This window comes from Candidatus Polarisedimenticolia bacterium, assembly GCA_036001465.1.
Lineage (GTDB): Bacteria > Acidobacteriota > Polarisedimenticolia > Gp22-AA2 > Gp22-AA2 > Gp22-AA3.
Map to the genome: position 1 here is coordinate 1 of DASYUH010000072.1, position 12,223 is coordinate 12,223.

The window sequence follows — 12,223 nt, forward strand, 5'->3', positions numbered from 1 at the left end:
GCGCGAGACCATCGCCTTCGGCCGCAGCTACAACGGCCTGGTCGAGCGACTCGCCCTGTTCGTGGTGTGGCGCAACCTGGTGCAGGCCCGCTCGGAGCGCCATCCCAGAGACGGCACCACGGCGATGCGGCTCCGGCTCACCAACCGGCCCTGGGGCTGGCCACAGGTGCTGGCGGAACGGCTGCATCCCGCTCGTGTCCAGGCAGGTCAGGAGGTGATGGAGCACTACCGCAGGAAGCTGGTCTGTCCTTCCCTGCCGAACGAGCAGCGTCACGCACTCTTACGCGCTTACTGACGCCGCCCATCGCGCGGCGCCGTCACACGGCTCCCACCTCTTTCCACACTCTGAGCACCACTATGCATCGATTCGTGCCGCGGGTTTGTCAGCCCCCGGACCCTTGTGTATACTCTCGAACCCTCCCGTCGCATCATGGTGGTCCGGCGGAGGTGTGGGCATCTCAGCATGGAGGTCAGACGAATGAACGCCAAGAAGGCCCTGGGTTTCGTCGTAGCCGCGTCCGTCGTTGGCATGCTCGCGGGTGGCTACCAGTTCGCAGGGGAAGAGGGGAAGAAGGACGCCGGCAAGAGCGTGAAGTGCGCCGGCGCCAATTCCTGCAAGGGACACGGAGAGTGCGGTGCCGCCGACGGCAGCCACGCCTGCGCCGGCAAGAACGAGTGCAAGGGCAAGGGCTGGGTCAAGGTGAAGAGCGAGAAGGAGTGCACGGACAAGGGCGGCACGGTCGTCAAGGAAGAGAAGCCCGAGAGCAAGGGGTAGTTCAGGACGCCGGCCTGCCGCGCAGGCCGGTTTCAGACAGTCCGGGGGCGCTCCCGGGCCGTGTGACGGCCCGGGGCCCCCGGTCCCTACCCACCATCCCATGGGCCATCCGGATTCACTGGGTCACGGCGTCGGCCTGAGGCGCGATCATTTCGACCGCATCCTCGAGGGCCCGACACGCGTCGACTGGTTCGAGGCCATCTCCGAAAACTTCATGGTGGAAGGCGGCCGGCCGCTCGACGTCCTGACGCGGGTGCGCGAGCGCTATCCGATCGTCCTGCACGGCGTCTCGCTCTCGATCGGCAGCGCCGATCCCCTCGACGAGGCGTACCTGGACAGGCTCGACGCGCTGGCGAAGCGGTTCGAGCCGGCGTGGGTCTCCGACCATCTCTGCTGGACGGGCATCGGGGGCCGTCAGGCGCACGACCTCCTCCCCCTGCCGTACACCGTGCAGGCGCTCGATCACGTGGTCGGGCGCGTGCTGCGCGTGCAGGAGCGGCTCGGCCGCCCGATCGTTCTCGAGAACGTCTCGAGCTACGTCGCCTATGCCCACTCGGCGATGCCCGAATGGGAGTTCCTGGCGGAGGTCGCCCGGCGGTCCGGCTGCGGGATCCTCCTGGACATCAACAACATCTATGTGAGCTCGAAGAACCACCGCTTCGACCCGCGCGCCTACCTCCAGGGGGTCCCGAAGGGGGCGATCCGGCAGTTTCATCTCGCCGGTCATTCGAACAAGGGGACCTTCCTGCTCGACACGCACGACCATCCGGTGATCGACGAGGTGTGGGACCTGTACCGGGACGCGGTGCGCCGGTTCGGCCCCGTGGCGACGCTGGTCGAATGGGACGACAAGATCCCGGAGTTCGAGCGGCTCGAGCAGGAATCGGCGCGCGCCAGGGCGATCCAGGAAGAGGCCCTTCGGCCGGAGCCCGTGAAGACGGGACGGGGGATGGCGTGAAGGCGGACGGGCCGCTCGATCTCAAGGCGACGCAGGAGCTCTTCTGGGCCCTGATCACCGCGCCGGAAGGGGTGCGCGCCGTGATCGACGATCCGTCCGGCCGCGGCTCCATCGACCGGGCATCGGTCGACGCCCTGTTCGCGGGGGACGAGGGCCTGCCGGCGATCGAGCGCCTCGACATCTATGCCAACATGTATTTCTTCCGGCTGCTGGACTGCCTGGCGGAGGATTTTCCCAAGGTGCGCGCCGCCCTCGGGCCGGAGCGCTTCCATAACCTGGTGACAGACTACGTCCTGCGCCATCCGTCCGAGCACCCGTCGCTGCGGCACCTCGGCCGCAGGCTCCCGGAGTTCATCAAGAATCACGAACCCGCAGCCGGCTTCCCATTCCTGGCCGACCTGGCCCGCCTCGAATGGACCCGCGCCGATCTCTTCGACGCCGCCGACGCGCCGCCGCTGTCGCGCTCGGCGCTCGCGCGTCTGCCGCAGGAGAGCGCCGGCGAAGCGCGCTTCCGGTTCATCCCCGCCTTCGCGCTCCTGCGCTTCGATCACGACGTCGTGCGCTACTGGCGCGCCCTGGACGAAGCCGGGGCCGGGACGGACGCAGCCGCCTCAGGCCGCATCACTCTCCCTCACCCGGTCCGCAGGAGGACCGCGGCCCGCGTCTGGCGCAAGGACCTGGTCGTGTACCATGCCGGCCTCGACGAGGAGGAGGCGCATGCCCTGGAGCTGGCCCTCCAGGGGGAAACGCTCGGGCGGATCTGCCAGGTGCTCGCGGCCGGCCGCAGCGCCGCGCAGGCCACCGAGAGAGCCGGAAGGACGATTCAGGCGTGGATCGAGGACGGCATCCTGGCCGAAATCGGGCCGGGCTCTTCCCTTTGAGGTGACCCGATGAATTCCGCGGAGGCCGCGCCGTGTCGCGAGCGTGGAGGGATGGTCTGCCGATTGTGGACGACGATGGTGGCGCTGTCCCTTCTGCCGGCGGCCGCATGGGCCGCGGGAAAGGCTGAGGCTCCCGTGACCCGCGCCGAGGACATCGTCGACGAAATCCACGGGACCCGGGTCGCCGATCCGTACCGCTGGCTGGAGGACGGCCGGGGCGAGGAGGTGCGCCTCTGGGTCGAGGCGCAGAACGCCTACACACGCTCGTTTCTCGACGCCCGGCCGGGACGCGAAGCCGTGCGCAACCGCCTGACCAGCCTCCTGTCGATCGGCACGCTGACCTCCCCCGTGCCCCGAAGCGGCCGCTACTTCTACACGCGCCGCGAAGGGAGCCAGAACCAGCCGATTCTCTACGTCCGGGACAGCGTGAAGGGAAAGGACCGCGTCCTCCTCGATCCGAACGGGCTGAGCGCCGACGGGACCGCGGCGATCGACTGGTGGTACCCGACCGAGGACGGCAGGCTCCTGGCCTACGGGGTGTCGACGAGCGGCGACGAGAAGAGCACCCTGCGCATCATCGAGGTGGCGACGGGCAGGGAGCTGGGCGACGTCATCCCGAACACGCGCTACTGCGCCCTGGGGTGGCTACCCGACAACAGCGGCTTCTACTACACCCGCTATCCGGCGGCCGGCGAGGTGCCGCCCGGCCAGGAGAACTACAACCGCCACGTCTTCTTCCACCGCCTCGGGAGCGACTGGACGAAAGACCCCAAGGTCTTCGGCGAGACGCGGCGGCCGGAGGAGATCATCGAGCTGAACGTCTCGCCGGACGGCGCCTGGATGACGCTCTGGGTGCTCGAGGGCTGGTCGCGATCGGACCTGTACGTCAAGGACCTGAGGCAGGAGGGCTCGCCCATCGTCCCGGTGGCCGAGGGGATCGACGCCCTCTTCCAGGGGGAGGTCGTGGAGGGCACGCTCTATCTCCTGACGAACTGGGAGGCGCCGCGCTACCGCCTGTTCGCCGTCGACCCGAAGCGGCCGCAGCGCGAGAACTGGCGGCTCCTGATCCCGGAAAGCGACGCGGTCCTGTCGGAGGCGCACTACGCCTCGGGACGGATCGTGGCGCTCTATCTCAAGGACGCCTCGTCGCGCCTGGCCGTGCACGGCGCGGCCGACGGCAAGAAGCTCAAGGACATCGCGCTGCCGACCCTCGGATCGATCGAAGGGGTGGGGGCGCAGCACAACGGCGAGGAGGCGTTCTTCGAATTCGATTCCTTCACCGTGCCGCCGTCGGTCTTCCGAATCGATCTCAAGACCGGCGCCGCGACCCCGTGGGAAGGGGTGAAGGCGGATCTCGACCTGAAGGCCTTCGAGGTCGAGCAGGTCTTCTACCCGTCGAAGGACGGCACGAAGATCTCGATGTTCCTGGTGCACCGCAAGGGGCTCCGCCGGGACGGCCGGAACGCCGTGGTCCTGTATGGCTACGGCGGCTTCAACATCAGCATGACGCCGTCCTTCTCGCGCGCCCTCGTCCTGTGGCTCGAGCGCGGCGGCGTGTACGCGGTGGCCAACCTGCGCGGCGGCGGCGAGTACGGCGAGGAGTGGCACCGGGCCGGCATGCTCGATCGCAAGCAGAATGTCTTCGACGACTACCTGGCCGCGGCCCAGTGGTTGATCGCGAAGAAGTACACCGGGGCGGACCGGCTGGGAATCTATGGCGGCAGCAACGGCGGGCTCCTGGTCGGCGCCGCGCTGACCCAGAAGCCGGAGCTGTTCAGGGCCGTGGTGTGCGCCGTGCCGCTCCTCGACATGGTGCGCTACCACAACTTCCAGATCGCCAAGCTCTGGGTCCCGGAGTACGGGTCGGCCGAGGACGCGGCGCAGTTCCGCTTCCTGTACGCCTACTCGCCGTACCACAGGGTCAGGGAGAAGACCGCCTACCCGGCCGTCCTTCTGACGACCGCCGAGAGCGACAGTCGCGTGGACCCGATGCACGCCCGGAAGATGGCGGCGCTCCTTCAGAAGTCGACCTCCTCCGGCCGCCCGATCCTGCTGCGCACCGAGACCAAGGCCGGGCACGGCATCGGCAAGCCTTTGACCAAGCAGATCGACGAGGCGACCGACACCTGGTCGTTCCTCATGTGGCAGCTCGGGCTCGAAGGGGCGGCCGCCCGGCAGGAGCCCGCCCCCGCCGCCCGCTAGGAGCCTGTCCCAAGACTCGGACCGCCCCTGACCGGCCCGAAGCGGGCGCTGTGCTAAGATTTCGGGCATGTCGGCCCATCATTCCGTCTGCCCGCTCGACTGCCCCGACCGCTGCAGCCTCGAGGTGACACTCGAGAACGGTCGCGTGGCCGCGATCACCGGCAGCCGCGTCAACCCGCTCACCGACGGCTTCATCTGCGCCAAGGTGCGCGACTTTCCGCAGCGCGTCTACGGCAAGGACCGCCTGCTCTACCCGATGCGCCGCGTGGGGGCGAAAGGGGAGGGGCGCTTCGAGCGCGTCTCGTGGGACGAGGCGACGGCCGCCATCGCCTCGACCTTCAAGGCCATCCTGAAGGAGCACGGCGGCGAGGCGATCCTGCCGTTCTTCTACGGCGGGTCGAACGGCCTCCTGACCCAGGGGATGTCCGACGAGCGGCTGTTCCGCTCGATCGGCGCGTCGCGCCTGGCGCGCACCGTGTGCGCCGCGCCGACCGCGGCCGCCTCCGACGCCCTGTACGGCAAGATGGCGAGCGTCGACTTCACGGACTTCGCGAAATCCCGCTTCATCATCATCTGGGGCGCCAACCCGAAACACAGCAACATCCATCTCATGCCGTACCTGAAGGCGGCCCGCGAGGCGGGCGGCCGGGTCGCCCTGATCGATCCGCGCCTGACGATGTCGGGCCAGTACGTCGACCTGCACCTGCCGGTCTTCCCGGGGACCGACGGCGCCGTCGCCCTGGCGATGATCGGCCACCTGGAGAGGATCGGCGCGGTCGATCGGACGTTCCTGGAGAGGCACACGACCGGATGGGAGAAGCTCCTCGAACGGGCGCGCGCCTGGACGCTCGAACGGGCCGCCTCCGTGGCGCGCGTCGAGGCGCGGGACATCGCGACGATCGCCGAGGCCTACGCCGCGGCAGACCCGGCGCTGATCCGCTGCGGCTGGGGGCTCGAGCGCAATCGCAACGGCGAGCCGGCGGTCGCCGCCGTTCTCGCCCTGCCTGCGATCGCGGGGAAGTTCGGCCGGCCGGGCGGAGGTTACGCCCTGACATCCTCCCCGGCCTACCAGGTCGACGACGATCGCCTCGCCGGCGTGCCCGAGGCGAAGACGCGCATCATCAACATGAACCGGCTCGGGCGCGTCCTCCTGGAAGAGACCCGCCCGCCGGTCAAGGCGCTGTTCGTCTACAACTGCAACCCGCTGGTCACGGTCCCCGATCAGAACCGCATCCGCCAGGGCCTGCTGCGCGACGACCTGTTCACGGTGGTGTTCGACCAGGTGACCACCGACACCGCGCTCTACGCCGACATCCTGCTGCCGGCCACGACCTTCCTCGAGCACACCGAGCTGTCGACGTCGTACGGCACCTACGGCGTGATGCTGGGGGACCCCCTCATCGAGCCGGTCGGCGAGGCGAGGCCCAACGAGGAGGTCTTCGGCCTGATCCTGGATCGCCTGGGGGTCGACGGCCGGCGGCCGGTCGGCGACGCGCTCCTGCGCGAGGCGCTGGCGGCCATCGGCGGGCCGCTCAGGGAGACCGGCGGGCCGCTCAAGACGCAGGCCGGCGGGTCCGACGGGGAACCGGCCGCCGCGACCGGCGCCGAGAGGCTCGCGGCGCTGCGACGCGATCGCTTCCTGCCGTTCGACTTTCCCGGGCCGCTGCCGATCCAGTTCAAGACCGCCTTCCCGCGAACGCCCGGGCGGAAGGCCGACCTCTGGCCGGCGGCCCTGGGGGAGGATCCGTACGTGGTCCGCGACGATCCCGGAAGCGAGCGCTACCCGCTGGCGCTCATCTCGCCCGCGACCGACAAGACCATCTCCTCGACGCTCGGCGAGTTCAACCACCGGGACGTCAGGCTCGAGATGCACCCGCAGGACGCCGCCGCCCGCCGCCTCGCCGACGGCCAGGCGGTCCGCGCGCACAATCCCCTGGGAGAGGTGCGCGTCCGCCTGCGGATCAATCCCGACGTGCGGCCGGGCGTCGTCTTCCTGCCGAAGGGGATCTGGAACCGGCACACGCTGAACGGACGCGTCGGCACCGCCCTGGTGCCCGACGACGTGTCCGCCGTGTCCGGCGGGGCCTGCTTCAACGACGCCCGCATCGAGGTCGGCCCCGCCTGAAGGCCCGTGCTATGCTCCGCCCCTTCATCGCCGCGCGGCCCCGTCGAGGCCGGCGGGATCGGAAAGGAGGGCCTGGCATGAAACTCGGGTGGAAGGTCGGGACGCTGGCGGCGCTTCTGGCGATCGGCTGCTCCAGGACTCCGAAGGAACCCGCGAAGCCCCCCGTACCGCAGGGAGAGAGCTTCACCTCGGGCGAGTACACGACGACCCTGCCGCTCGGCCTGCAGGCCGCGGCCGCCTACGTCCCCGAGAACAACCCGATCTCCGAGGCCAAGATCGACCTGGGCCGGAAGCTCTATTTCGACGCCCGCCTGAGCAAGGACGGAACCGTGTCGTGCGCCACCTGCCACGACCCCGACAGGGGATTCTCCGACGCCCGCCCCACGTCGCTGGGCATCGGGCGCCAGGCCGGCTCGCGCAACGCGCCGACCGTCATCAACCGGTTGTTCAGCCAGGAGCAGTTCTGGGACGGCCGCGCCGCCGACCTCGAAGCGCAGGCGCTCGGCCCGATCCAGAACCCGATCGAGATGGGACACACGCTCCCCGAGATGATCTCGAATCTCAAGGCCCTCGCCGGGTACGCTCCGGCGTTCCAGGCCGCCTTCTCCACACCCGACATCACGGAGGGCCGCGTCGCGCAGGCGATCGCAACGTACGAGCGCACGGTCCTCGCCGGCAACTCCCCGTTCGATCGCTATCAGGCGGGCGAGAAGTCCATGCTGAGCGAATCGGCGGTGCGCGGCATGACGCTGTTCAACGACGCCCAGAAGGCCAACTGCGTCACCTGCCACGCCGGATTCAACTTCACCGACGAGTCGTACCACAACCTCGGCGTCGGCATGGAGAAGCCGAATCCCGACTGGGGCCGCTTCGGCGTGACCAAGAAGGAGTTCGACAAGGGGGCCTTCAAGACCCCGACGCTGCGCAACGTCACCCAGAGCGGCCCCTACATGCACGACGGCAGCGAGGCGACGCTCCTGGACGTGGTGAGGTTCTACGACCGGGGCGGATTCAAGAACCAGTGGCTGTCCAAGGAGATCAAGCCGCTGAACCTGACCGACCAGGACCGGGCCGACCTGGTCGCCTTCCTCGAGTCGCTCAGCGGCGACGTGCGCGGGATCGAGAAGCCGACGCTGCCGTGAACTCTAGCGCCGTGAGTGCATTCCCTCGAGATTCTTCCTCGCCTGCTCGAACCCGGGCTCGAACGTGAGTGCCTCCTGGAAGTCCTGCAGCGCCCTCTTGCGCCTACCCAGCTTGAGGTACGCCAGCCCGCGGTTGTTGAGCGCCCACACATCGGTCGGGTAGAGGCGGAGCGATTTCGAGAAGAACCGGGCGGCTCGGCGGCACTCGCCGGCTCGAAGCAGATCGTTGCCGTAGTTGTACCAAGCCGCCGGCAGCCGCGGGTCCAGGTCGAGCGCCCGTCCGTACTCGATGGCCGCCTTCTCGAAGTTCTTTCTCTCCGAGTGGACAACCCCGAGATTGTTGTGAACCTGCGCCAGGAACTCGTCCGACGTCAGGTTGCGCATGAACACTCCGCGGCGAATGGACTTCTCGGGGATTCGCTGCTCGCGGATGTACTGCTCGTCGGTGATGCTGGCCCCCTGCTGCAGAGTCTCGATGTTGATGCGCGGGCCCAAGACCCCATAGGCGCGCGACGAAGCCTGGCGGACCAGATGGCTCGAGTGCCGCCAGAGGTGAGAAAGGCCATTCCGGGCTTGGTCAAAGCGAGCAATTCGCCCTCCGGAAAAGATACGAAGGGTAGGCACCACGAAGAGACCTTGGTGTGGGGCAGAGACGCTTCGGAGAAAGTGGTGGTTTCCATCTGCGTTCCCGGGCCCTACTCTCCCCCAGGATCCGACGTTGCAGAGACAGACTTTACTCCAGCCGATCCAAGCATACAGAAGCAGTTGAGGTCCATCGAAGGTATGGTATACGTTCATCCAGAGGGCGACAGCAAGGAACACTTCGACCAGTTCCCGTCGCAACACGATATCGACGTCGCTCAACCCTCACCCATCATCAATATGGTCGTGGGAGCTTACAGTCGCAGAGCTTATTTTTATGACAAGCAAGGGAACATAGGAGACGTCAAGCTTAAGGAAATTGCGCCATGAGAACTGACAGAACACAAGGGTGGGAGTTATCGACACGAGGTATCATGACCGTGAGCCTTGTTGTCCTGGCGCTCGTATCGACAATGTTGGCGACGGAGAAAAGGAAGCGGTTGCCTCAAGTCACCAGCGCTCAAGTGCCCTTCTATCCTGAAGTGCCCCAAAAGGCTCATATTGAAGGGGTCATTCAATTGCGCATTGTGACGGACGGAAGACGAGCGTCATCAATAGATGTTGTGGACGGACAACCGATGTTGGCGCGGGTGGCGATCGATAATGTCAAGACTTGGGAGTTCGAGCAACACCGGCCGGCGACATTTGAGACGATCTTCCGGTACAGCCTATTGCCAGCGGAGTGCGATGCTTCGTGCAACTGTGACAGCTTAGAGGCACCCTTCGTGCGCCTACGTTTGCCCGGTGAGGTGGAGGTTAACGCCCCAGAGGTGTTGACTTGCGACCCTAAATCAAAGCTGGAGCCTAAATAACCGCTATCCCTGCTGCGGAAGTGGGCGACTGATCGACCATCGATTGGCATCTGGTGTAGTGGTCCACCGAGAGTTGGTGGGGCTTTTCGCCACGTTGCCGTCAGCTCTCATGAGGGATGGGTGGCGGCAATTGGGGGTGTGGTTTGTACGGCCGGGCGGGCGAGGAGCTTGACGGGACTCAAAATGGTGGGCGGTCCTGACGTCGGAAGAGACGGGCACGCCTGGGAGACCCTTTGGGGGCGCCGGTTAAGCAGGGAGGGCTACATCGCGCGCCGGAGTGTGACGATGGGGAGAATCCGAGAATCCGGTGTCACCGAGGAAGTGGATCTTGATTGTGAGTGTGACGCCAGGCTGACCGCGGATGACAGTCATCGGCGAAGCACAAGGTGATGACCTTGGCCACCGCAGTCGTGGCTCGAAGCGGGGCGCGCGGACCATTGGCCGGCGGCGATGCTAGACCTCGTCAGGGGTCGCGCCCCGGAGCCACGTGTGAGGTCGGCGGCCGTTGTACCATTTGAAGTACGGTTGTGAAGCGGACCCCGACTACAAAGGGAATGAGGGACGATACCTCGGATCCTCGCGACAACGAATGCCGTGCATCCGTAACGGCCGTCGCAACCGGAACGCAGCGGGCGTCTTCACACTTCCGCCCATCGCCAGCCGGCGCTGACTCCGGCACGCGCTCCGGCGAGCCGCCGGGGGCTCGGCGCTGAAGAGTGGCTGGAAGAGCATCACTTCTCCACCGGCGCCGGCGAGTCGTGCAGGTGCACGACCTGCCAGCGGCCGTCGCGCTTGAAGAGGACGTCGGTCTCCTGGTGCCAGCTGGCGGTGGTCGTGCCGTCGGGGCGCAGCATCTTCGTGTAGATCCGGTAGGCGGCCACGGCGGCGTCGTTCTCCGGGGAGATGTGGAAGACGGGGTCGGCGGTCTTCACCTCGAGGATCTTGGTGCCGTCCGCGAGCTGCTTGGCCCAGTATTCCTTGTACTCCTTGATGTCGAGGCGCCCCTCCTCCCAGTACTGCGTCATGTCGTCGGCGTAGAAGGGCCAGTAGGCCTTCATGTCGTTCGATTGGTAGGCGGCGTTGAACCGATCGGTGAAATCGCGCACCTCGGCGAGCACCGCGCCGCGCCCGCCGGTCGCGGCGGCGGCCAGAGAGAGCAGGCCGGCCAGCGCCAGGGTGCAAGAAACCACTCCCGCCTTGCGGCGAGGCATGATGCCGTCGGGATTCGACTGTTCGCGCATCGACTGTCCTCCTCCAGTATGGGCTGGGATGCTAGCATGGCGGCCGCTTTGATAGAATGGCCGCCACGAGGGACTCATGCCGGATCGTGAAACCGGGATCAAGCCCGCGGCGGGAGCGGTGGCCGCGAGCGCGGCCGAGAAACACCGCCGCTATCTGTTCCCCTGCGCCACGACCTACTACGAGCAGCCGCTGACGCTGGTGCGCGGCGAGGGGATGCACGTCTGGGACGACGCCGGACGGAAATACCTCGACTGCTTCGGCGGCGTGCTCACGGTCAGCGTGGGCCACTGCCATCCCGAGGTGACGGACGCGATCGTGCGCCAGGTGCAGACCCTGGTGCACACGTCGACGCTCTACGCCAACCCGCCGCTGTCCGACCTGGCGGAGGCGCTGGCGCGGATCCTCCCGGGGGACCTCGACCGGGTGTTCCTGACCAACTCGGGGACCGAGGCGGACGAGACGGCGGTCCTCCTGGCGCGCGTCCACACCGGCCTCCAGGACGTGATCGTCCTGCGCTACGGCTACTCCGGCCGGTCGATGATGGCGATGGCCGCGTCGGGGCAGGCGCCGTGGAAGCAGGCCGGCAATCCGACGCCGGGGTTCGTGCACGCCGTGGCCCCGTACTGCTACCGCTGCCCGCTGAAGCTGACCTACCCGTCGTGCGAGGTCGCCTGCGCCCGGGACGTCGAGGAAGTCATCCAGACGGCCACCTCGGGGCGGGTCGCCGGGATCCTGGCCGAGGTGATCATCGGCTCGGGCGGGTTCATCGTGCCGCCGAAGGAATACTTCCAGATCGTCGCCGACATCGTGCGCCGCGCCGGCGGCCTGTTCATCGCCGACGAGGTGCAGACCGGCTGGGGGCGGACCGGGACGATGTTCGGCATCGAGCATTACGGCGTCGTGCCGGACGTGATGACCTTCGCCAAGGGGATGGCGAACGGGTCGCCGATCGGCTGCACCGCCACGACCGACGCGATCGCCTCGTCGCTCAAGCCCCTGTCCTTCTCGACCTTTGGCGGCAACCCGGTGACGTCGGCGGCGGCCCTCGCCACGCTGCGCGTGATCCAGAAGCAGAAGCTCGCCGACAACGCGCGCGTCCTGGGGGAGCGGCTGCAGGCGGGGCTGCGCGGGCTGCAGCGCCGCTACCCGGTCATCGGCGACGTGCGGGGGCTGGGGCTGATGCAGGCGTGCGAGCTCGTCAAGGGAGACAAGTCGCCCGATCCGAGGTCCACGGCCCTCGTCCTCGAGGGGACACGCCGCCGCGGCGTTCTCGTCGGCAAAGGGGGGCTGTGGGGGAACGTCCTGCGCCTCGCGCCCCCCCTGACGGTGAGCGAGGCCCAGATCGACGAGCTCGTCGCCGCTCTCGACGCGTCGTTCGCCGAGCTGCCCCAGGCGTAAATCCGACAACATCCCAGGAGCCGGCCCCATACTCGGACAGGCTCCT

Annotated in this window: 12 protein-coding genes; 10 read left to right on the plus strand and 2 right to left on the minus strand. The window is 67.7% G+C overall.

Going from position 1 to position 12,223, the window contains the following annotated elements; genetic code table 11:
- From VGV60_13835 to VGV60_13865, 7 genes are all read left to right on the plus strand, one after another.
- On the plus strand, positions 1-295 hold a 295-nt coding region (locus tag VGV60_13835), incomplete at its 5' end, for a hypothetical protein (protein HEV8702350.1).
- A 183-nt stretch (positions 296-478) separates the two neighbouring features.
- Positions 479-775 carry a hypothetical protein gene (locus VGV60_13840; GenBank protein ID HEV8702351.1) on the plus strand — a complete coding sequence of 99 codons (297 nt, stop codon included), beginning with the start codon at positions 479-481 and terminating at the stop codon, positions 773-775.
- A 100-nt stretch (positions 776-875) separates the two neighbouring features.
- The gene (locus VGV60_13845) at positions 876-1,733 is read left to right on the plus strand and encodes a DUF692 domain-containing protein (protein ID HEV8702352.1); all 858 of its coding nucleotides are present in this window, start codon (positions 876-878) and stop codon (positions 1,731-1,733) included.
- A complete protein-coding gene (locus VGV60_13850; GenBank protein HEV8702353.1) occupies positions 1,730-2,614 on the plus strand; it encodes a DNA-binding domain-containing protein in 885 nt (294 codons plus the stop codon). The genes VGV60_13845 and VGV60_13850 overlap by 4 nt, the downstream gene beginning before the upstream one ends.
- A 135-nt stretch (positions 2,615-2,749) precedes the next feature.
- Positions 2,750-4,816, plus strand: a complete 2,067-nt coding sequence (locus VGV60_13855) for a prolyl oligopeptidase family serine peptidase (GenBank protein HEV8702354.1) — start codon at positions 2,750-2,752, stop codon at positions 4,814-4,816.
- Positions 4,817-4,883: 67 nt separating this feature from the next.
- On the plus strand, positions 4,884-6,941 hold the full coding sequence (locus VGV60_13860) for a molybdopterin-dependent oxidoreductase (GenBank protein HEV8702355.1): 2,058 nt from the start codon (positions 4,884-4,886) through the stop codon (positions 6,939-6,941).
- A gap of 77 nt (positions 6,942-7,018) precedes the next feature.
- On the plus strand, positions 7,019-8,083 hold the full coding sequence (locus tag VGV60_13865; GenBank protein HEV8702356.1) for a cytochrome c peroxidase: 1,065 nt from the start codon (positions 7,019-7,021) through the stop codon (positions 8,081-8,083).
- A gap of 3 nt (positions 8,084-8,086) precedes the next feature.
- Here VGV60_13865 and VGV60_13870 read toward each other — a convergent pair whose 3' ends face one another.
- On the minus strand, positions 8,087-8,578 hold the full coding sequence (locus tag VGV60_13870) for a tetratricopeptide repeat protein (protein HEV8702357.1): 492 nt from the start codon (positions 8,576-8,578) through the stop codon (positions 8,087-8,089).
- 36 nt (positions 8,579-8,614) lie between these two features.
- Here VGV60_13870 and VGV60_13875 point away from each other — a divergent pair, with 36 nt between their 5' ends.
- Positions 8,615-9,055, plus strand: coding sequence for a hypothetical protein (locus VGV60_13875; GenBank protein HEV8702358.1), 441 nt, complete (start codon positions 8,615-8,617; stop codon positions 9,053-9,055).
- Positions 9,056-9,099: 44 nt separating this feature from the next.
- Entirely contained in the window at positions 9,100-9,537 is a 438-nt protein-coding gene (locus VGV60_13880) for a hypothetical protein (GenBank protein ID HEV8702359.1), read from the plus strand.
- A 731-nt stretch (positions 9,538-10,268) separates the two neighbouring features.
- Here the strand turns inward: VGV60_13880 and VGV60_13885 are convergent.
- On the minus strand, positions 10,269-10,778 hold the full coding sequence (locus VGV60_13885; protein ID HEV8702360.1) for a nuclear transport factor 2 family protein: 510 nt from the start codon (positions 10,776-10,778) through the stop codon (positions 10,269-10,271).
- A 76-nt stretch (positions 10,779-10,854) separates the two neighbouring features.
- Between VGV60_13885 and VGV60_13890 the strand changes: the two genes are divergently transcribed.
- Complete coding sequence (locus VGV60_13890) at positions 10,855-12,177, plus strand: aspartate aminotransferase family protein (protein ID HEV8702361.1); 1,323 nt, start codon at positions 10,855-10,857, stop codon at positions 12,175-12,177.
- Positions 12,178-12,223: the final 46 nt, after the last annotated feature.

What these genes read in the sequence shown, in the direction of transcription:
- VGV60_13845 (HEV8702352.1), top strand. Translation starts at nt 876, where the DNA reads ATGGGCCATCCGGATTCACTGGGTCACGGCGTCGGCCTGAGGCGCGAT.
- VGV60_13885 (HEV8702360.1), bottom strand. Translation starts at nt 10,778, where the DNA reads ATGCGCGAACAGTCGAATCCCGACGGCATCATGCCTCGCCGCAAGGCG.
- VGV60_13875 (HEV8702358.1), top strand. Translation starts at nt 8,615, where the DNA reads ATGGCTCGAGTGCCGCCAGAGGTGAGAAAGGCCATTCCGGGCTTGGTC.
- VGV60_13840 (HEV8702351.1), top strand. Translation starts at nt 479, where the DNA reads ATGAACGCCAAGAAGGCCCTGGGTTTCGTCGTAGCCGCGTCCGTCGTT.
- VGV60_13860 (HEV8702355.1), top strand. Translation starts at nt 4,884, where the DNA reads ATGTCGGCCCATCATTCCGTCTGCCCGCTCGACTGCCCCGACCGCTGC.
- VGV60_13890 (HEV8702361.1), top strand. Translation starts at nt 10,855, where the DNA reads ATGCCGGATCGTGAAACCGGGATCAAGCCCGCGGCGGGAGCGGTGGCC.
- VGV60_13880 (HEV8702359.1), top strand. Translation starts at nt 9,100, where the DNA reads ATGACCGTGAGCCTTGTTGTCCTGGCGCTCGTATCGACAATGTTGGCG.
- VGV60_13865 (HEV8702356.1), top strand. Translation starts at nt 7,019, where the DNA reads ATGAAACTCGGGTGGAAGGTCGGGACGCTGGCGGCGCTTCTGGCGATC.